The 20079-nt window shown below is 29.3% G+C and carries 19 protein-coding genes; 6 read left to right on the top strand and 13 right to left on the bottom strand.

The window, feature by feature from the left end; translation table 11 throughout:
* Positions 1-17 precede the first annotated feature (17 nt).
* The 9 genes from EYW44_RS18180 to aceB all read right to left on the bottom strand — a co-directional run bounded on the left by EYW44_RS18180 (position 18) and on the right by aceB (position 7497).
* A complete protein-coding gene (locus EYW44_RS18180) occupies positions 18-476 on the bottom strand; it encodes a hypothetical protein (protein ID WP_132726003.1) in 459 nt (152 codons plus the stop codon).
* Between the two features lie 14 nt (positions 477-490).
* Positions 491-1087, bottom strand: coding sequence for a hypothetical protein (locus EYW44_RS18175; protein WP_132726000.1), 597 nt, complete (start codon positions 1085-1087; stop codon positions 491-493).
* Between the two features lie 131 nt (positions 1088-1218).
* Entirely contained in the window at positions 1219-1614 is a 396-nt protein-coding gene (locus EYW44_RS22505; RefSeq protein WP_132725997.1) for a hypothetical protein, read from the bottom strand.
* Between the two features lie 28 nt (positions 1615-1642).
* Positions 1643-2122: a hypothetical protein gene (locus tag EYW44_RS18165; RefSeq protein WP_132725994.1), complete on the bottom strand. Its 480-nt coding sequence runs from the start codon at positions 2120-2122 to the stop codon at positions 1643-1645.
* Between the two features lie 13 nt (positions 2123-2135).
* A complete protein-coding gene (locus tag EYW44_RS18160; protein WP_243643696.1) occupies positions 2136-2957 on the bottom strand; it encodes a PhzF family phenazine biosynthesis protein in 822 nt (273 codons plus the stop codon).
* A 39-nt stretch (positions 2958-2996) separates the two neighbouring features.
* Entirely contained in the window at positions 2997-3176 is a 180-nt protein-coding gene (locus tag EYW44_RS18155; protein WP_132725991.1) for a hypothetical protein, read from the bottom strand.
* A 197-nt stretch (positions 3177-3373) separates the two neighbouring features.
* Positions 3374-3820 carry a hypothetical protein gene (locus EYW44_RS18150; RefSeq protein ID WP_132725988.1) on the bottom strand — a complete coding sequence of 149 codons (447 nt, stop codon included), beginning with the start codon at positions 3818-3820 and terminating at the stop codon, positions 3374-3376.
* Between the two features lie 268 nt (positions 3821-4088).
* Positions 4089-5699 carry an isocitrate lyase gene (locus tag EYW44_RS18145; protein ID WP_132725986.1) on the bottom strand — a complete coding sequence of 537 codons (1611 nt, stop codon included), beginning with the start codon at positions 5697-5699 and terminating at the stop codon, positions 4089-4091.
* Between the two features lie 202 nt (positions 5700-5901).
* Complete coding sequence (gene aceB, locus EYW44_RS18140) at positions 5902-7497, bottom strand: malate synthase A (RefSeq protein WP_132725983.1); 1596 nt, start codon at positions 7495-7497, stop codon at positions 5902-5904.
* Positions 7498-7625: 128 nt separating this feature from the next.
* Between aceB and EYW44_RS18135 the strand changes: the two genes are divergently transcribed.
* Positions 7626-9110, top strand: a complete 1485-nt coding sequence (locus tag EYW44_RS18135) for a helix-turn-helix domain-containing protein (RefSeq protein ID WP_132725980.1) — start codon at positions 7626-7628, stop codon at positions 9108-9110.
* Positions 9111-9251: 141 nt separating this feature from the next.
* On the opposite strand, the gene EYW44_RS18130 is transcribed toward EYW44_RS18135, so the two are convergent.
* Both EYW44_RS18130 and EYW44_RS18125 read right to left on the bottom strand, forming a co-directional pair.
* On the bottom strand, positions 9252-10388 hold the full coding sequence (locus EYW44_RS18130) for a nuclear transport factor 2 family protein (RefSeq protein ID WP_132725977.1): 1137 nt from the start codon (positions 10386-10388) through the stop codon (positions 9252-9254).
* 110 nt (positions 10389-10498) lie between these two features.
* The gene (locus EYW44_RS18125; RefSeq protein ID WP_165872269.1) at positions 10499-11539 is read right to left on the bottom strand and encodes a helix-turn-helix domain-containing protein; all 1041 of its coding nucleotides are present in this window, start codon (positions 11537-11539) and stop codon (positions 10499-10501) included.
* A 396-nt stretch (positions 11540-11935) separates the two neighbouring features.
* Here EYW44_RS18125 and EYW44_RS22720 point away from each other — a divergent pair, with 396 nt between their 5' ends.
* Positions 11936-12067 (top strand): hypothetical protein, encoded by a 132-nt coding sequence (locus EYW44_RS22720; RefSeq protein WP_256369382.1) that lies wholly within the window; start codon positions 11936-11938, stop codon positions 12065-12067.
* Between the two features lie 266 nt (positions 12068-12333).
* Here EYW44_RS22720 and EYW44_RS18120 read toward each other — a convergent pair whose 3' ends face one another.
* Entirely contained in the window at positions 12334-13614 is a 1281-nt protein-coding gene (locus tag EYW44_RS18120; protein WP_132725972.1) for a hypothetical protein, read from the bottom strand.
* A 378-nt stretch (positions 13615-13992) separates the two neighbouring features.
* Positions 13993-14427: an IS200/IS605 family transposase gene (gene tnpA, locus EYW44_RS18115; protein ID WP_132726129.1), complete on the bottom strand. Its 435-nt coding sequence runs from the start codon at positions 14425-14427 to the stop codon at positions 13993-13995.
* Between the two features lie 549 nt (positions 14428-14976).
* On the opposite strand from tnpA, the gene EYW44_RS18110 reads away from it, so the two are divergent.
* The 4 genes from EYW44_RS18110 to EYW44_RS18095 all read left to right on the top strand — a co-directional run bounded on the left by EYW44_RS18110 (position 14977) and on the right by EYW44_RS18095 (position 19797).
* Complete coding sequence (locus EYW44_RS18110; RefSeq protein ID WP_132725969.1) at positions 14977-15180, top strand: hypothetical protein; 204 nt, start codon at positions 14977-14979, stop codon at positions 15178-15180.
* Between the two features lie 268 nt (positions 15181-15448).
* Positions 15449-17077, top strand: coding sequence for an acyl-CoA carboxylase subunit beta (locus EYW44_RS18105; protein WP_132726127.1), 1629 nt, complete (start codon positions 15449-15451; stop codon positions 17075-17077).
* Positions 17078-17203: 126 nt separating this feature from the next.
* A complete protein-coding gene (locus tag EYW44_RS18100; protein WP_132725967.1) occupies positions 17204-19063 on the top strand; it encodes a tetratricopeptide repeat-containing sensor histidine kinase in 1860 nt (619 codons plus the stop codon).
* Positions 19063-19797, top strand: coding sequence for a LytR/AlgR family response regulator transcription factor (locus tag EYW44_RS18095; RefSeq protein WP_132725964.1), 735 nt, complete (start codon positions 19063-19065; stop codon positions 19795-19797). Before EYW44_RS18100 ends, EYW44_RS18095 begins: the two co-directional genes overlap by 1 nt.
* The last annotated feature ends 282 nt before the right edge of the window (positions 19798-20079 follow it).

The following is a 20079-nucleotide window of genomic DNA, read 5'->3' as shown; positions in this document are numbered from 1 at the left end:
ACTGAGTTCTCAGCTTTTTAAAGATTATATTTTTTCTCCTTAATCAAGATTGTTAATTCTTCAATCCTTTTAATTTCTACATTTCCCCAATGAACTACATCATATATTTTTGAATAAAATTTTTTCAAACTTCTATAAAATGGAAGAATTACCTCTTCAAAACTTCCTGAAATTTCTTTTACTATTTTAGAAGTCCCATAGAATCTTTCAGATTCTAAAATTATTGCTTTGTAACTATTGTCTACTATCATTAGTTTTAGATAATAGTAATAAGGTTCTAAATGCCAAACAATTTCATTTGGTTCTTTTATTCCTTTACTAAGCTGAATTAAAGCATCACAAAGCTGCTTCATTGGATCAACAGGAATGTTAGAAACCTGTAACTCTAAATTATAATCATTGTAATTGAAAAAAATAGATAACCATCCATGCGAAGGACGTCCAAACTCTATTTTTATTTTTCCTTTTTTATTCATAACAAACCTTTAGACTACCTTGTCTTTTTTTTACTAACTCTAAACCATTTAAATAATATCCAAATATAATCCACCTCATATTCATGCATCTGATTATTATGATACATTGAATGAAAATCAAGATGAGTTGAAAAACTTTCTTTAAGCTCTATTTTTGAATAAACAAAAGGAATATTTTTTATTCTACAAGCTCCAAAATGAATAACATTTTTTTCTCCTTCTATATGAATATTACTTCTAAACATTTCTATAATATTTTGGTAATATTGAGAATGTGATACTAGAATAGGTTTAAATTTTTCATATGCAAACTCTAAATCAATTAATTCCAAGGACCTTATTTCATCACTAGAATAATACCTACTAGGATTAGATTTATAGATTTCATCTTCTAATTTTCTTTTATCTCTAAAAAACTCATCACCACATGAAGAAAAAAGAAACTCTTCATATATACTATCCTTTTCTACATTGTATTTATTATTTAACCTTCTTTTGCTGAACTCTTGAAAATTATTCAACACTTCATTCTCCAACATAAAATCACCTATCAAGAAATAAGTCATTACTTGAAGTGATAAAAGAATCAAAATACCTTTTCTTATTCTCATACAAACATTTGTTTTAAACCATTAGCTCACCTTTAAAAACAATTTGAGCTTCACTTTCTGTCATTATTCTCACTAAAAAAACTACTGAATTATCAGCCTTTTAAAGATTATATTTTTTGAAGAAAAATACTCTAGTAATATTTGCTAACACCTAAATAATCTATCAAATTAATATAATAATCATTAAATATTATTAACAAGACCAAAGAGATTCCTACACTTATCATCATTATTTTTGATATATAGTTAAAACTATTCTTCTTGATTACAGTTGCTATTAGATACAACATAAAGGGTAAGTAAAACATAAATATTGGTACTATAAAACCATGGCTTAGTACCCATACCTTCTCTTGACATAAATAACTTAAACAAATTGCACCAAAAATTGCGATTGAAGTTAATCCCCCTAATAAGATTTCTTTTACTTCAATTTTTTTACTTTTCAGTTCTCTTATTATTTTTACAATTGAAAAGACTCCTAAAATAAAAGCACCAAATAAAAAAGGTATAATTATCAATTCCATAAACTCTAAAAATCAGATAGCTGTTATTTTAGTTTCTATTAACTTTTTTTAATTCCTCATAAATCTGATCAAATTCATAAAACTCTAAATCACTTGTTTTTATCTTTACCTGAATCTGACTATTTTCTATTAGAAAAAAATTATAAATCGCAAATGATGATATTGGCATATGCTTTATTTCAGATAATTTTAAAGAATTAAGATCAAATTCTAATTCTTTCGAAAACTTTAAAAAATTAAACTGAGATATTAATAATTTCTGATTATCATGATCAATACAAATACGTTTCAAACGCTTTTTATTTACACTAAAAAAGATAATTATTATAGTACCTACTTCAAGATATAGAATATATCTCATTATATCTGAAAACTCAGGCTTAGACCAAGTTAGTAAACTGTAAAACAGAGATATTAAAACAGCTGAAACTGGCACATTAATAAACATCGATTTCAAAACATCCCTAACTTCTAAAACCTTCTTTTTGTTTTTATATAAAACTCTCATACAAACATTTGTTTTAAACCATTAACTCTCCTTTAAAAACAATTTGAGCTTCACTTTCTATTGTCATATTATTCTCATTTAACAAAGCTACAGTCATAAAACCAGTCCTTTCTGAACATTGAAATGATCTCATTGTTTTTTTATGAAGTTTTTTACCCCAATACTTTGTTAAAAAGGTATGTGTTGCCCCAGTTACAGGATCTTCATTTGTACCACTCCATGGCCAAAAATATCTTGATTCAAAATCAAAATCATCTTGATTCGATAATGCTGTTACTAAAACTCCATCTATATTATTGTGTGAAGCTTTTAAACGCTCAAAATTCGGCGTTAATTCTTTTAAAACAGTACTATCTTCAATTTCTAACAGCAATATATTAGTCTCTTTATTAAATACTGAATTGTTGATAGTTTCAATACCAAGCGCATTTAGTAATTCTTTAGGTACATTTTGAGGCTCCGTATTATAAACAGGAAAATTCATCTTTATCGAAGATTCATTCTTTTCTATTTTAAGAATTAACTCATTGATATTTAAAAACTGTAAAAACTTTAGCTTCGGATTCTTTTCTAAAATTACTTTTGAAGAAGCCAAGGTAGCATGACCACATAATGGTATTTCCATTTTAGGCGAAAAGAACCGAATTGAATAAGTATCTAATTCCTCATCTATCTTTTTTACAAATGCTGTTTCTGAAAGCCCTAATTCTTTAGCTATTAATTGCATTTGATCTTCTGAAAGCACTTCTTCAAGAATACATACTCCTGCTGGATTTCCTTTAAATGATTCATTTGTAAAAGAATCTACAATATAAGTTTCGATCGTTGTTTTCATCTTGGTTGATAATAAGATTTTGTGTATTGTAAATGTACTTTATTTTAATTCCATTTTCTCATTCACAATTACAATTTGAGGTGGTTTTCCATTTTCTGAAGGATCCCATCCTAATACAAAAGCTTGTTGAATCCAATTAGCAACATCTAAAGGTAGGACAGGTTTTATTATTTCTGTACATATATCTTCAGGATGTTTTAGATTAGTAAGAACAAACAAACTAGTTCCTGGATTTTCTTCTAATTCAACTGCAACATGTAATTTGCCATCTCCATAATCACCCTTTATAGTTTGCTTTCTTTCTTATTAACCATTTAAAATTATGATTATTTACTATTATTTTCTTGCTCCTTTTTTGGGTATTGCCATTTCTCACAATAATTTTATTGTAAATAAAAATACCTTACAGGATATTCTCATTCCACTAATTTAAATCTGACAAAAAGCTTAAGTGATTTTTCTCCTTTTTTAAAATCTATAATTTTTCTCATAAGGCAATTTTTATTCGATTCTGGACATACAAAATCTTTTCTTATTACGCCCTTTCTTATTGCTTGTTCAGCTTCATTATTTGCAGAACACACATAATATCTTGGCGATTCATCAACTATCAATTCATGATTTACAAGATATTCATAAAATTGATGTATCCAAAAAGCATCTTCGCTTTCTGTTATTTCTCGCTCAACATACTCGCCACAAAACTCAAGTTCAACCATTTGATTTTGAATCTCTGACTCTTCGTTATACAAGACCTCTAACTCTGTTTGATTTTCTCTACTTAGCTTATTCCACCAATTTTCAATACTTGTAATTTCTTGAATTGGGATTACTGTTTTAAGTTTGTTTGGGATATTTTTCATTTTTTCATAATTATAGCGATAACAAGCAGTTATTTACAGAAATAAATATAAAAACTCTGTAAAATTACCTATGGTAAATGTACTACTTGTACAGAGTACTAATGTAAGCAATCTTTTATTATTAAATCATGCACTACACATACCTTTTAGAATCATATCAAAAACAAAAAAGACTATCTAAAAATTAGATAGTCTTTTTACTTCAAACTAGAAAATGTGTGTAAACAAACAACGACTAAAGCCTTTCGGCTCTAGTATATTATGATACTTAAACCGTTTCTACCTCTTTACTAGAAGCTTCAAACTGATTTGATGTATTTTTAGATCCTCCTGCTTTTAAAGCATTATCACCTGAGAAGAATGTTTTGTGATCATCTCCTAAATCAGATCCTGCCATTCTTTGGTGCCTCACACAAGATACTCCTTTACGAATTTCTTGTCTTTGTACACCTCTTACATATGCTAACATCCCTTCTTCACCAAAGTATCCTTCAGTTAAATCATTCATATGTAATGCAGTTGTATGATATGTTGGTAATGTAATTAAGTGGTGGAAAATTCCTGCTTCTCTTGAACCGTCTACTTGGAAAGTTCTAATTTTCTCATCTGCACGATTACTTAACTCAGTACCATCGTACTGTACATCCATTAAATTAGCCTTATCATATGCAGAAACATCTTCCCCAGCTGCTAACATTGCGTCATATACTTGTGTACGGAAATTTAATGTCCAATTAAATGATGGCGAGTTGTTATAAACTAATTTTGCATTTGGTACAACTTCTTTTACTCTGTTTACCATAGCGGCAATCTGACCTACGTGTGGAGTTGGCGTTTCAATCCATAATAAATCTGCTCCATTTTGTAAACTAGTAACACAGTCTAATACTACTCTATCAATATTAGTACCATCTCTAAACTTGTATAATCCGTTTGGTAATCTAACAGGGCGTACTAATTTTCCATCTCTCTTGAATAAAACTTCGTTATTAGAAACCTCGTCAATAGAAACCTCTTCACACTCAACGAAATCTAAATATTGAGATGCTAAATCTCCTGGCTCTTGGCTTACCGGTAATTTTTGAGTTAATCCTGCTCCTTCAGAATCTGTTCTTGCAACAATTACTCCTTCTTCTACTCCTAACTCTAAGAACGCATAACGAACTGCATTTAACTTAGCGATGAAATCTTCGTGTGGCACTGTTACTTTTCCATCTTGATGTCCACATTGCTTTGCATCAGATACCTGATTTTCAATTTGAATAGCACAAGCACCTGCTTGAATCATCTTTTTCGCTAATAAATACGTAGCTTCTTCATTACCAAAACCTGCATCGATATCTGCAATAATTGGCACTACATGTGTTTCAAAATTATCTATTTGATCTTGTACGTCCTCTCCGTTCTCTAATCTTCTGAATAAATCATTTAATTCAATGGCATCTGCCTGACGTAAGAAGTCATATATTTCAGCAATTAAACTTGGTACTGCTGTTTTTTCGTGCATTGATTGATCTGGTAATGGTCCGAATTCCGAACGTAATGCAGCAACCATCCATCCTGATAAATATAAATATCTTTTACTTGTAGTCTTATTATGTTTCTTTACAGAAATCATTTTTTGTTGTGCTACAAATCCATGCCAACATCCTAAAGATTGTGTGTAATTTGCAGTATCTGCATCATACTCAGCCATATCTTTTCTCATGATAGCTGCTGTATACTTTGCTATATCTAATCCAGTTTTAAACCTATTTTGCGTTGCCATTCTAGCGGCACTTTCAGGACTAATAGAATTCCATGTACTACCGTATTTCGCCTTCAAATTTCTTACTGTTTCTAATGCTGAACTATAGCTGTTTTGTGCTGAATTATTCATAATTTTGCTTTTCTTTGAAAAAGTTATTTTTATTAATGACTTTGCCCTTTAAATGTTGCCGCATTTTTGGGGCTTTTTTATTTTATTGAGATGATCTCTCTTGATTTATGATTATTTTGTCTTTTGAAAGAGTTTTAAAAAGAAACCAATTAATCGTTTAGTTGAACTTTCGTTATCCCTCTTTCATAATGACTTTTAAATTTTATATGTATTGATATGCTGGTAAGGTTAAAAACTCAACGAAGTCTTCCGATAATACTAACTCGTCAAATAATTGAATAGCTAATTCAAAACAACCTTTATTAAATGCCTCTTCGCCTATCATATCAGAAATTGCTTTAATTTCTTCTGACTTAAGTGTATCGTAAATTGACTTATCAAATGTTCTTCCGTCTTCTAACTGAACTTTTTTGTGTAACCACTGCCATACTTGAGTTCTTGAAATTTCTGCAGTAGCAGCATCTTCCATTAAATTGTATAAAGCAGCCGCTCCATTTCCAGATAACCAACTTTCTATGTATAGAATACCTACATTAATGTTTTTACGAATTCCACTTTCAGTCACTGTTCCTAATGGCAACTCAACTAACTGTTCCTCGGTAATATTTAAATCTTCACGCTTATTTTCAATTTGATTTGCTGTAGGCATGTTTTCATTAAATACATCCATCGCTACCTTTACTAAAGCTGGATGCGCTACCCAAGTTCCATCATGACCATTTTTAACCTCTTGCTGCTTATCTTTTAAAACTTTATTGTAAGCTGCTTCATTAGCTTTTTCGTCATTTTTTACTGGAATTTGTGCTGCCATTCCTCCCATTGCATGCACTCCTCTTTTATGACAACGTTGAACCACTCTTTGTGAATATGCACTCATAAATGGAGAACTCATGGTTACCTGATCTCTATTTGGTACTAAAAATCCTTCGTGATTTCTAAACTTTTTGATGTATGAGAAAATATAATCCCAACGACCACAGTTTAAACCAGCCATATGATCTTTCAATTCATAGATAATTTCATCTAATTGAAAACTTGCTGTAATTGTTTCTACTAATACAGTAGCTTTAATAGTATCTTGTGGAATGCTTAAATAATCTTGAGCAAACACAAATACTTCATTCCACCAACGAGCTTCTAAATAATGCTCTAATTTTGGTAAATAAAAATAGGTTGCTGTACCCTGTGCTAACAATACTTTAATATTGTGGAAGAAATACAAACCAAAATCTACTAACGACCCTGACATTGCTTCTCCGTTTACCTCTAAATGTCTTTCATCTAAATGTAAACCTCTAGGTCTTACTAATAAAACTGCTGTTTCTTCATTTAAAGAATAGGTCTTATCTTTTAACTCATTATAGAACGAAATCGTTTTCGTATTTGCATTTAATAAATTAATTTGACCGCTTAACATATTTTCAAGTGTTGGCGAACTACTGTCTTCAAAATCTGCCATAAACGTCTTTGCCCCCGAGTTTAAAGCATTAATTACCATTTTCCTGTCAACTGGTCCTGTAATCTCTACCCTTCTATCTAATAAATCTTTTGGTAATGGTTTACATACCCATTCAGAATTTCTAACCGAAGCAGTTTCTTCTGGAAAAGAAGGATAATTACCAGCATCAAAATATGCCTGCGTCTTGACCCTTTCTTTTAACAACTCTAATCGTTTTGAATTAAACTTATTGTGTAATTCGACTAAAAAAGTTTTTGCTTCTGGTGTTAAAATCGACGCATATTTTTGCTCTTCGAATCCTTTACACTGAACCTCATTTAGAATTGCTTTTGTCTCCATTTTTCTTCTTTATTAAATAATTACACTACAATATTAGAAATTATTTCTGAACTCTACAAGCGAACGTTCGCTAAATTTTAAAAATTCTTTATTTTTTTATGTTCGCTAATATTCATAAATTTGATATTATGATTATAGAAGACGAGTATATTCGCCTAATTTTTGGGTTAAAATTAAAACAGATTAGAACAGACAAAAACCTATCGTTATTTGGCTTGGCTAAACTTACCGGACTATCAAAATCGTATTTAAACGAAATTGAAAAAGGAAAAAAATATCCAAAAACAGATAAAGTTGCCATACTAGCAGAAAGTTTGGAAGTTCCTTATGATCATTTAGTTTCATTAAAATTAGATAAAAACCTAGCTCCTATTGGTGAAATTCTTCAATCTAAAATATTAAAAGAAATTCCTCTTGATTTATTTGGTATTAAAGAAAACAACTTAATAGATATTGTTGCTAATGCACCTGCTAAAGTAAACGCATTTATCAGTACTATTATTAAGATATCTCAAAACTATAATTTAACTAGAGAAAGCTTTTTCTTAGCTTCATTACGTTCTTATCAAGAAGCTCATAATAATTATTTTGACGACATTGAAGAGAGTGTAGAAAAATTTGCTAAATCATATCAGATAGATTTATCTAAAAGAATTACCTCTACAGATTTAGAAGAAGTATTGGTTGAAGAATTCAATTACATAATAGACACTAAAGAGCTTGCTAAACATAAAAACTTAACTGACTTAAGAAATGTTTACATACCTAAAAAGAAAACATTACTATTAAGTAATGAAATTACTGAAGCTCAGAAAACTTTCATATACGCAAAAGAAATCGCTTATAATTTTTTAAAGATAAAAGACAGACTTTATACGTTTCCATGGATTAAGTTTGAAAGCTTTGACCAGGTATTAAATAATTTTATAGCTTCTTATTTTGCAGGAGCTCTTATCATTCCTAAAAAAAGCTTGGTAGATCAATTAAAAGACCTCTTTTCACAAACGGATTTTCAACCTTTACGATTACATAAGATTGTAAAAAGCTACAACTGTTCTGATGAAACTTTTTACCAACGTTTGACAAATATCTTACCTAAGGTATTTAATATTAAAAATTTATTCTTTTTACGTTTTACTCACAAAGAAGGTTCTAATTCATACAGATTAAGCAAAGAACTGCATATTACTCAACAACAAGCACCGCACGCAAATAGAAATCAAGAACACTATTGCCGCCGTTGGGTATCTTTAAAAACAATTCACGATTTTCAGCAATCATCACAGGAAAAGTCTTCTTCTGGCATTCAAATTTCATCTTATGAAAATTCACCAAATGAATACCTAGTACTTTCCGCCGCTAATAAAGATCCGTTTAAAAAAGATATTTACAGAAGTATTAGTATTGGAATGCTACTTTCTCCTCACTTAAAAAGAAAACTACAGTTTTTAAAAGAAGATACTTTTGAAAAACAATTAGTTGGCGTTACTTGTGAAAGTTGCTCTGTAAAAGATTGCTCTGATAGAGTTGCTGAACCTTGGCGTTTGCAAAGAAAAGAACGCTATAAAGAAATTGAAAGCACTGTAAAAGGTATTATTGAGTCTTATAAATAATAGAAAACGTGATTTTGATATAATGACTCATTAAAAAAATGAAGTATATTATATCTAATCACGCTGGCTACAAATCTAACTTTCTCATAGCAACTTCCCTTAAACCAACTATTAATTTAATTTTTGATAAAAAAACTATAATTATTCAATTTTACTATTATCACTTAACTTTTCTATAATTTTTAACGCAACATCTTTTGACGAAAGGTAATTCTGCCCCGTTATTAAATTTCCTTGTACCTCTACATGAGAATTGTTTCTTGGCGAAAACTTAAAAATCGCACCTCTATCCTCTAAGGTTTTTTGAATTAAAAATGGAAAATGTTTAAAATACTCCGCTTCTTTTTTCTCAAATGAATCAGGATATCCACTTACCACTTTTCCTTTAAAAAGATAACTCCCATCTTTAGTTTTTAAATTTACAATACCTGCTGTTCCATGACATACCGAAGAAATTATTCCATCGTAATCTTCATAGATAGTCATTGCAATTTTTTGAATTTCTTTATTTTCTGGTACCCCAAACATTGCTGCCCCTCCTCCTATGTAATGAACTGCTTTGTAATTTTTAGAAACTATTTCACTAGGTGTTTTGGTGTTTTTTAGTCCATACATAAAATCTGTATCGTACACATACTTCTTAACCATAGCATTAGATGTGTTTATGTATGAAATAGGAACACCTCCTCCTTTTGGACTTACAAAATCTACTGTAAAACCTGCTTTTTTAAAAGTATCATAAGCATTCACTAATTCAGAAAAACTATTTCCTGTTGCAATCTCTGAAGTTCCGTAAAACGATGCATTTGAAACTATAAACAAAATTTTATCGCCATTTGCTTTACTTGAAAATTCACTATCATCTATACTAGCTGTTTTACTAATAATCTTCCAATCGTTCTTTATTTTTTTTAAAAGAAATAAATCTACATACCTTAAATTCTTTTCTGGAAAAATTATTTCTGCTTTGGCTGTAGCTATTTTATTGACTCGGTCTATGGCAACCACATTACCTATTCTTCCCGAAAACTCACCATATTTATTATTATTATACCAACTAGCATATTCTTTAGCTTTTACAATCCATAATTCTTTTTCTTTATGATCTAAATAAAGATTTGCATCATTATAAAATGCTTTTTGAATAAGCTCTGGTTTATTATAAGAAGTACCGTTAATATAATTTACTACAGTAGTACGTATTTTAGCTTCCTCTGTTTGTGCTTCTGTAGAGGTTCCAAAAATTAGAAATACGAGTAATAAAAGAAAATGTTTCATAAGTATTTTGTTAAATTAATTTTTGAACAATAATACTTATGCAAATTGCTATTTAGAGTCTTATTTTATACTTTAAAAGTCCTAAATTACACATCAGGAATTTTAAGACCCTATTCCCCTTTAACATATTTAACTGGCGTTGTGTTTGTTATTTTTTTAAAAGCTGTATAAAAAGTACTCTTTGAATTATACCCACATTCTTCTGCTATCACTTCTACTTTTAAGTGAGGATGAGTTTTTAAAAGTTTTTTTGCTTCTTCTATTCTATATTCATTAATAAATTGAGAAAAGCTTTTGTTTAAATTATTGTTTAGTAATTGCGATAGTAATTGTTGTCGAATATTAATTTTTTGAGCCAATGTAACCAATGTTAAATTCGGGTTTTTAAACAGTTTTTCTGTTTCCAAAACATTTTCTATTTCTTTCAAATATTGAGTTACTTTTTCTTCTTCTATAGTAACATTAGCATATTTTTCTTTTTTAACTGAAACTACATACTCTTTATTTCTTTTATAAAAAATAAGTAAACCCGATAAATAGAAAACAAACGAGAACGAGAAACCTCCAGTAATGTATGAGGTATAGTTTGCTGTAAAATATGCTAACCAAATAACAAAAACCCCAAAAAACACACTTACTTTCCAAGTTTCTGAATAATTTAACTTTTCTTTAAATCTAATAATTTTAAGAAATACATTTTTTAACAAAAAAGCAGATAACAAAATATAAATCAACCATTGATAATTAATAATTCTGTAAAAATAATCACACCATAAATCAACATAGTTTTCATAGGGATATAAAACACCTGTAATTATGGTTAAAACTAATAATATTAAAAATTGAATGTAAAAATTATTTCTTACCCTTTTTAAACCTAAACTTTTAGAACTAATATAGAAATACAGAAAAGGTCCTATAAAAAAACAAGCTGATAAACCTATTTGTAAATAAATTTTTGACAATTGTGGATTAAAATAGAAAAAAAGAGATTTCCATACACGAATACTAAGAACTGCTAATAAACCTCCCAAAAAATAATTTGATACACTTTTGGATTTAGCAAAAAGTAAAAAATAAATACTTAAAACAGTACTATTAAAAGCACCTAAAGCGCTGAAAAAAAATATTAATTGATTATCTAAATTCAATGTTTTTAAATTTATCTGTTTCTAACAAGTTTTTCAAAACAACCAAATATAGTACTACCATTCAAACTAAACCTGTTTTAAATCTTAATTTATTCAACATTAAACTTATTCTTTTTACGTTTTACTCACAAAGAAGGTTCTAACTCATACAGATTAAGCAAAGAACTACATATTACTCAACAACAAGCACCACACGCAAATAGAAATCAAGAACACTATTGTCGCCGTTGGGTATCTTTAAAAACAATTCACGATTTTCAGCAATCATCACAGGAAAAGTCTTCTTCTGGCATTCAAATTTCATCTTATGAAAATTCACCAAATGAATACCTAGTACTTTCTGCCACTAATAAAGATCCGTTTAAAAAAGATATTTACAGAAGTATTAGTATTGGAATGCTACTTTCTCTTCACTTAAAAAGAAAACTACAGTTTTTAAATGAAGATACTTTTGAAAAACAATTAGTTGGTGTTACTTGTGAAAGTTGTTCTGTAAAAGATTGCTCTGATAGAGTTGCTGAACCTTGACGTATGCAAAGAAAAGAACGCTGTAAAGAAATTGAAAGCACTGTAAAGGAAATTATAAATTTGTATAAATAGTTTTTTCAGTACTTAGTATTTAGCACAAAGTAGACTCAGTATCTTGACTAAATGTATAAATCCAAGTCAATTAAAACTACTTAAACCGAGATTAAAATACTCCAAAATTACAATTTAAACTATTTCTAACACCATAAAAAAGGCAGTAAATTATGAAATTTACTGCCTTTTGATAACAAAAAAACTACTTCTTTTTATTTATTTGTATTACTACAATTCATTTCTTCTTGTAGACTCCAATACTTATAATAAGGACCGCCATATACACCAGCTCCTTCGTAATCCTTTTGTATTTGCCCGTATGCCAAATAACATTTTCCATCTTTTTTAACTACTGTATCAACTCCTAAATACTTATGCAACGGTAAATCATAATCATTCTTTTTAACTTTCCAAGAAGAAGATGTTATAACAACTCTTAAAACCTCTCCTTCATGTTTTGTTCCTTTTTTTGCCATACTTTCGTAATTAGCATTACTCATTCCTCTTTTACCAACTCTAACTTTTTCCCTTTCTCCTGCTTTTCGTTCTGCATCTTTTCGTTCTATTCCACCCCCTTTAATAAAACTACTAATCAAATCTCTCTCTTGTTCTGCTTTTTCTAACAGAGAATTTATTTTATCGTGATTCGATAAGAATGTTTCTTTTTGATATTCAATAGACGCTATTAATTCATTGTAATCTTTTAAATATTGTGTCGTACCTCCTACTTCATAGTACGCTTCTCCTTTAGAATTCTTCTTATGAATATCTGTACTTAACTTTGTTAATCTTTTTTCGATACTTGGAATAACGTTATATACTTCTTTATCAAAAAAATAGTCTAGCTCGGTCATTTTCTTCTGAACTTCCTCCGAATTATAATCATCAGGAGTTTCTTTTTGCATTTCTTCTTTTAAAGCTTGGTAACCTTTGCAGGTAGCTGGATAATAATTATATGTAAGTTTCTCTGCAAAATAATCTTTCTTACCAAAATCCACCCATCTTTCAAAATCACTTAACGCTTTTGTATACTTGTCTTTATTACTAAATGCTTGCCATTGTTTTTCTCTTTGATCTGAATATGCTTTGTATTTAGATTCAAAATCGATGAAATACGGTTTTTCACTCTCTCCTTCTTTCTTTAAGAAATCTAACGCTTTTCTAGCTCCTTCTAAATTTGATATTACTTCATTATTATATGATTCTGGGTTGTTTTTCCAATATTGATTTAAAGAACTTTCTGTAAAACTTAATAAACTTCTAACTCTAGAGTATTTTGAGTAAATTTTGCTTCCTGCATCTGGTCTTCCATCTTCCTTATTATCTTTCTTTGAAGATTTACTACTAACACTTGTGCTCTTTGATGAAGTTTTTACTTTCTTTTTTAAAACTTTTGAAGTTTTCTTTTTCAATTTATTAAGCTTACCAAACTGTCCATAGCTACTATTAACTATACTTATTGTAAATAACAATATTAAAATTCTACTTTTCATGTTTATATATAATTTATTGATCAATTTTTTTTTGAAGTCTGTGTTATAATTTCACAACAGCAGATCAAAAGTAAATAAAATAATCATTAAAACAACTAAACTCAATCATCAAATTCACTCAAATAAACCACTAATAAAATTTCAAACAAATTTTGAGATAGACTACTCGTTAACTAAATTATTTACTGATTGATACTGTAAAATTCAATAACAATTTAACTTTTCTATAATTTTTTAACCAGAGATTTCCATGCTATCATGCTAAGAACAAATAACAAACCTCCCAAAAAGTAATTTGAGATGTTTTTGGGCTTAGTAAAAAACAAGAAATAAACCACTATGGACTGAAAGTGCCATAGTTTTTGTTACGACTGAAAGTCATTCTAATATGAAATTTGAACCGTCATCATCAGGCTTTCTATGATGCTCTAGATATTCATTTACCATTTCATCTGTAATATTACCTGTACTCCAACATCCATAACCTATACCCCAGAAATGACGACCCCAGTAACGCTTATTTAATTCAGGAAACTCTTGTTGTAATCTCCTTGAACTCCTACCCTTTAACCTCTTAACCAAATCACTAACTGACAACGAAGGACGATATTCTACATGCATATGAACATGATTCTTTGAAACTACTCCTTTCAAAATATGAACATTTTCAGATTCACAAACCTGTTTCAAAATCGTTCGACATCTTATTTTGATATCTCCATGCAAAACATCATACCGATACTTCGTACTCCAAACTATATGAACGGTTAAACGACTTACTGAATGGCTATTGCTTCTTTCAATAACTGACATTCTATAAATGTAACGAAAGTTTTTAGAAGCTAAAGCGAGATGCACTAAAGTGCATAGTTTTAACTATTTTTGAGACCAATAAATACCTAAAATAGTACTATTAAAAGCCCCTAAAGCGCTGAAAAAAAATATTAATTGATTATCTAAATTCAATGTTTTTAAATTTATATGTTTCTAACAAGTTTTTCTATAAAACCAAATATAGCACTACCTTTCAAACTATACCTGTTTTAATTCTTAATTTATTCAACATTAAACTTATTCTTTTTACGTTTTACTCACAAAGAAGGTTCTAATTCATACAGATTAAGCAAAGAGCTACATATTACTCAACAACAAGCACCACACGCAAATAGAAATCAAGAACACTATTGCCGTCGTTGGGTATCTTTAAAAACAATTCACGATTTTCAGCAATCATCACAGGAAAAATCTTCTTCTGGAATTCAAATTTCATCTTATGAAAATTCACCAAATGAATACCTAGTACTTTCTGCCGCTAATAAAGATCCGTTTAAAAAAGATATTTACAGAAGTATTAGTATTGGAATGCTACTTTCTCCTCACCTAAAAAGAAAACTACAGTTTTTAAAGGAAGATACTTTTGAAAAACAATTAGTTGGTGTTACTTGTGAAAGTTGTTCTGTAAAGGATTGCTCTGATAGAGCTGCTGAACCTTGGCGTTTGCAAAGAAAAGAACGCTACAAAGAAATTGAAAGTACTGTAAAAGGTATTATTGAATCTTATAAATAATAGAAAACGTGATTTTGACACAATGGCTCATTTTCAAAAAAAATGATACTTACCAAAATTCAATAACCCTCCTCTTTAGGAGTAATGTATTTTTCCCCCTCATCATTACATCAACAAAAACATTGATTATCAAAAAATTAAACTTACAATTTCAAAACACAGAAAAATCCTAACAAAAACACGTCATCTCCCTTTTATGAAATCTTGAATAAATCCGCCCTATTTTTATTATTTTTACATTTTGAAAACAAAACAGACAGACAACTTTATGGATATCAACTTCAACAAAAACGAAGATCATAATAAATTACTAGTTTCCGATTTAAAACGAAAACTTACTAAAGTAGCTTTAGGTGGTGGTGAAAAAAGGATTGAAAAACATCATGCAAAAGGAAAAATGACTGCTAGAGAGCGTATTGATTTCTTATTAGATGATGATGCTAATGCTATTGAGATTGGTGCTTTTGCAGGTGAAGGAATGTATAAAGAGCACGGTGGATGCCCTTCTGGAGGTGTAGTCGTAAAAATTGGATACGTAAAAGGCAAACAATGTATTGTAGTTGCTAATGACGCTACGGTAAAGGCTGGTGCTTGGTTTCCTATTACTGGAAAAAAGAATTTAAGAGCTCAAGAAATCGCTATTGAAAATAGACTTCCAATTATTTATTTAGTTGATTCTGCTGGAGTATACCTACCAATGCAAGATGAAATTTTTCCTGACAAAGAACATTTTGGAAGAATTTTTAGAAACAATGCTGTAATGAGTAGCATGGGTATTACTCAAATAGCTGCTGTTATGGGAAGTTGTGTTGCTGGTGGAGCTTATTTACCTATTATGAGTGATGAAGCTTTAATAGTTGATAAAACAGGAAGTATTTTCTTAGCTGGTAGCTACTTGGTAAAAGCTGCTATTGGTGAATCTATAGATAATGAAACTTTAGGTGGTGCTACTACTCACTGTGAAATTTCAGGTGTAACTGACTATAAAGCAAAAGACGATAAAGATGCTTTAAATACTATTAAAAATATTGTTGATAAAATTGGTGATTTTGATAAAGCAGGATTTAACAGAAAAGAATCTGTTGAGCCTAAAGAAAATCAAGATGATATTTTTGGAATTTTACCTAAAGCCAGAAATGAACAATATGATATGATGGAAATTATCAAACGTGTTGTTGATAATTCTGAATTTGATGAATACAAGGCTGGTTATGGGCAAACTATTATTACAGGATATGCTCGCATTGATGGTTGGGCTGTTGGTATTGTTGCCAATCAAAGAAAATTAGTAAAAAGTAAAAAAGGTGAAATGCAATTTGGTGGAGTAATTTATAATGACTCTGCTGATAAAGCAACGCGTTTTATTGCTAACTGTAATCAAAAGAAAATCCCATTAGTATTTTTACAAGATGTTACTGGATTTATGGTAGGTAGTAAATCTGAACACGGTGGAATTATCAAAGACGGTGCTAAAATGGTAAATGCTGTAAGTAACTCAGTAGTACCTAAATTCACTATTGTAATTGGTAACTCTTACGGAGCTGGTAATTATGCTATGTGTGGAAAAGCATACGATCCTCGTTTAATTGCTGCGTGGCCAAGTGCCGAATTAGCAGTAATGAGTGGAAATTCTGCTGCTAAAGTTTTACTTCAGATTGAAACTGCTGCTTTAAAGAAAAAGGGTGAAGAAATCACTAAAGAGAAAGAAGAAGAGTTATTTAACAAGATAAAATCGAGATACGATGAGCAAATCTCTCCATACTATGCAGCCGCTAGAATATGGACAGATGCTGTTATCAATCCTTTAGACACCAGAAAATGGATTTCTATGGGTATTGAAGCTGCTAATCATGCTCCTATTGAAAAACCTTTTAACTTAGGGGTTATTCAGGTTTAACAAACAAACCAATATAACAACAGAAAGAGTTTTCAATTTTAATTATTATTGAAAACTCTTTTTATTTACCCCTATTTTACTAAAAATAAATTTTAGTAGCTTGCAAAGCAACCATGATAAATCAGAATGACAATACTTAAAAGCTATTTTAATTTTATAAACATACGCTATACTTATATTTTTCTTTTCTGCTTTTTAATTCAAAAAATAAAAGCACAAACTGAAAATTTGCAATTGATAGAATCTTATATAAAAAAATCAAAAGAATTAGCGCCAAAAGCTATTGATAGTTCCTTCTATTTTTCTGAAAAATCAATTCAATTAGCATCACAAATCAATAACGATACCCTTTTAGCTAAATCTCTGTTACAAAAAAGTAGCTTACACATACTTTCCAATCAATTAATAAAAGCAGATTCTCTACTTTCATTAAATTTAAAGAAAGAGCTTCCTTTCCATATTAAAGGGCAAACAATCCATAATCTAGGTACCATTCAATATAAAAAACAAGAATTTGAAAAAGCCTTAGAATTGTATGTAGAAGCTGCTAAAACAACAGAAAAATCAAACAACAAAAAACTACTGGTAAATACATACACTAACATAGGTGTTATTAATGCTCGCTTGCAAAATTTTAAAAACGCTCAAAAATATCTTGAAAAATCTTTAGATCTGATTCAACCAGACACACCTCTAAGACTTCAAATACTAACCAACCTAACCAATATTTACAAACAACAAAAACAATTTGATCTGTTTGAAAAAAATATTTTTATCGCTGAAAAACTAGCATTAAAATTCAACTCAAAAAGAACTTTAGCTGTTATTTATAATAATCTTTCCGATTATTACACTACCCATAAAACTAACATCAAAAAAGCTGTTTCCTACGGTAAAAAATCGATAGCATTAAAAAAAGAACAAAATCATAATGCCAATTTCGCTTTAGCATACAATAACCTAGGTCATGCATATTTAAAAAACAAACAACACCAAAACGCTATCATGTATTTAGATAGTGCACTCCCAACAGCAAAAGGTCTTCTAAAAAGTTATGTTTTAAACAACTTAAAAGACGCTTATTTAGGATTAGACAACTACAAAAAAGCAATGACTTTTGCCGAACTTAAAGACCGTTACAAAGACTCTTTAAACAATGCGCAACAAAAAGAAAAAGTTACTGCTATTACAGAGAAATTTGAATCAGAAAAGAAAGAACAACAAATACAATTATTAAATTCAGAAAATAAATTAAAAGAAAGTAAAATACAAAATCAAAAAGGTTTACTTATCGCAATCACGTCAATAGTCATTTTATTAACTGCTTTTACTTTTTTATGGTTTAAACATCAAAAAAACAAACAATCACTTCAAGAAGCATCACTGAAGCACAAACTATTTCAAACACAATTAAACCCGCATTTCTTATTCCATTCACTAAACAGTATTCAATCTTTCATTTATTTAAATAAAAAAGAAGATTCCCTAAATTACATTAGCAACTACAGTAAGTTAATGCGCTCTATTTTTGATAACTCTTCTATTGATTTTATCACCATTGAGGAAGATGTTGATCATATGAAAGCATACTTAGAACTTCAAAAAGTAAATTTTAAAAATAATGTAGATTTTTCAATTCATGCTGATAAAGAGATTTTAAACTATAAAATCCCTCCAATGTTTATTCAACCTTATATTGAAAACGCAATTCAGCATGGAATAAAACAACTAGAAAACGGAAAAGTTTCGGTAAACTACAACAATAAACCCAATAGCATAGAAGTTATTATTTTTGATAACGGAAAAGGATTTGAAAGCAAAAGCAACCAACAATTATTAGAGAAAAAATCGAGTTCTAAAGTCATTGAACAAAGAATTCTCAACTTACAGAAAACCTACAATTACGAAATAACTCATGAAGTTTTCTCTAACACACCAAATGAAACTAAAATAAAGCTTACATTTCCTAAAAAAGGAACTATCTAATGAAATGTATCATTATTGAGGATGATTATAACACGGTAATAGTTTTAAAAACTATTGTAAATGACCATTTTAAAAATATTAGAGTAACAGGGCATGCTTCTTCTGTTAAAAAAGGTATTGAATTGATTCAAAATGAAAATCCTGATTTTATTTTTCTTGATGTAAATTTAGATGATGGTGAGGGTTTTGAAGTTTTAAATTCATTTCCAAATCCAACTTTTAAAATAATCTTCATCACTTCCTTTAGTAAATATGCAGTAGAAGCTTTTAAATTTAGTGCTTTAGATTTTGTTTTAAAACCTTTTTCTCCCTCAGAAATTGTAAGCGCCGTTAATAAAGTTATTTCATCACAAAACAGCATCAATTATCTAGAAAAACTAGCAACCCTATACCACAATCATACATCTAGCGATAAAAAAATTATTCTTTCAAATTCTGACGATATACACATAACCTCTATTGACAGTATCATTTACGCAATGTCTGATAATAGCTACACTACTGTTTTCACAACCGATAATGAAAAAATACTAGTCTCTAAATCACTAAAATCTTTTGAAGAAAAACTAACTCCTCACCTATTCTTTAGAATTCATCAAAAGTTCTTAATCAACTTAAAATACATCAAAAGATATCATAAAAAAAGTGATGAAATTGTACTACAAAACAACATTTCACTACCTGTAGCTAAAAGTAAAAAAGAACAATTATTAAGCTTTATTAAAAGCTTATAAACTTCATATTTTAATATTTACTCAATAAAATAACAAAGTTTTAAATCTAATTAATAGTTTAGCTTTCTATTGTTAACAAGAAAAATAGAAGCATGAAAAAATCTATTACCGAAAATTTAAAACAAATTTTATTAATTGTTTTTAGTGTTGTTTTAGGACTATGAAGTCATCTTGACTTTTTTTGAGAAAAAATTAAGGGTTGTAGATATTTGTGTTGCGAAACATAAAAACACAACCCTATGTACCAAGTACTAAGCAAAGATATGATAGAATTAGAAATAG

Source organism: Tenacibaculum sp. M341 (genome assembly GCF_004337695.1).
GTDB lineage: Bacteria > Bacteroidota > Bacteroidia > Flavobacteriales > Flavobacteriaceae > Polaribacter.
This window is presented reverse-complemented; position numbering and strand designations above follow the sequence as displayed.

What these genes read in the sequence shown, in the direction of transcription:
- EYW44_RS18110 (WP_132725969.1), top strand. Translation starts at nt 14,977, where the DNA reads ATGCTACTTTCTCCTCACCTAAAAAGAAAACTACAGTTTTTAAAGGAA.
- EYW44_RS18175 (WP_132726000.1), bottom strand. Translation starts at nt 1,087, where the DNA reads ATGAGAATAAGAAAAGGTATTTTGATTCTTTTATCACTTCAAGTAATG.
- EYW44_RS22505 (WP_132725997.1), bottom strand. Translation starts at nt 1,614, where the DNA reads ATGGAATTGATAATTATACCTTTTTTATTTGGTGCTTTTATTTTAGGA.
- EYW44_RS18105 (WP_132726127.1), top strand. Translation starts at nt 15,449, where the DNA reads ATGGATATCAACTTCAACAAAAACGAAGATCATAATAAATTACTAGTT.
- EYW44_RS18145 (WP_132725986.1), bottom strand. Translation starts at nt 5,699, where the DNA reads ATGAATAATTCAGCACAAAACAGCTATAGTTCAGCATTAGAAACAGTA.
- EYW44_RS18130 (WP_132725977.1), bottom strand. Translation starts at nt 10,388, where the DNA reads ATGAAACATTTTCTTTTATTACTCGTATTTCTAATTTTTGGAACCTCT.
- EYW44_RS18165 (WP_132725994.1), bottom strand. Translation starts at nt 2,122, where the DNA reads ATGAGAGTTTTATATAAAAACAAAAAGAAGGTTTTAGAAGTTAGGGAT.
- EYW44_RS18135 (WP_132725980.1), top strand. Translation starts at nt 7,626, where the DNA reads ATGATTATAGAAGACGAGTATATTCGCCTAATTTTTGGGTTAAAATTA.
- EYW44_RS18180 (WP_132726003.1), bottom strand. Translation starts at nt 476, where the DNA reads ATGAATAAAAAAGGAAAAATAAAAATAGAGTTTGGACGTCCTTCGCAT.
- aceB (WP_132725983.1), bottom strand. Translation starts at nt 7,497, where the DNA reads ATGGAGACAAAAGCAATTCTAAATGAGGTTCAGTGTAAAGGATTCGAA.
- EYW44_RS18160 (WP_243643696.1), bottom strand. Translation starts at nt 2,957, where the DNA reads ATGAAAACAACGATCGAAACTTATATTGTAGATTCTTTTACAAATGAA.
- EYW44_RS22720 (WP_256369382.1), top strand. Translation starts at nt 11,936, where the DNA reads ATGCTACTTTCTCTTCACTTAAAAAGAAAACTACAGTTTTTAAATGAA.
- EYW44_RS18120 (WP_132725972.1), bottom strand. Translation starts at nt 13,614, where the DNA reads ATGAAAAGTAGAATTTTAATATTGTTATTTACAATAAGTATAGTTAAT.
- EYW44_RS18100 (WP_132725967.1), top strand. Translation starts at nt 17,204, where the DNA reads ATGACAATACTTAAAAGCTATTTTAATTTTATAAACATACGCTATACT.
- EYW44_RS18150 (WP_132725988.1), bottom strand. Translation starts at nt 3,820, where the DNA reads ATGAAAAATATCCCAAACAAACTTAAAACAGTAATCCCAATTCAAGAA.
- EYW44_RS18095 (WP_132725964.1), top strand. Translation starts at nt 19,063, where the DNA reads ATGAAATGTATCATTATTGAGGATGATTATAACACGGTAATAGTTTTA.
- tnpA (WP_132726129.1), bottom strand. Translation starts at nt 14,427, where the DNA reads ATGTCAGTTATTGAAAGAAGCAATAGCCATTCAGTAAGTCGTTTAACC.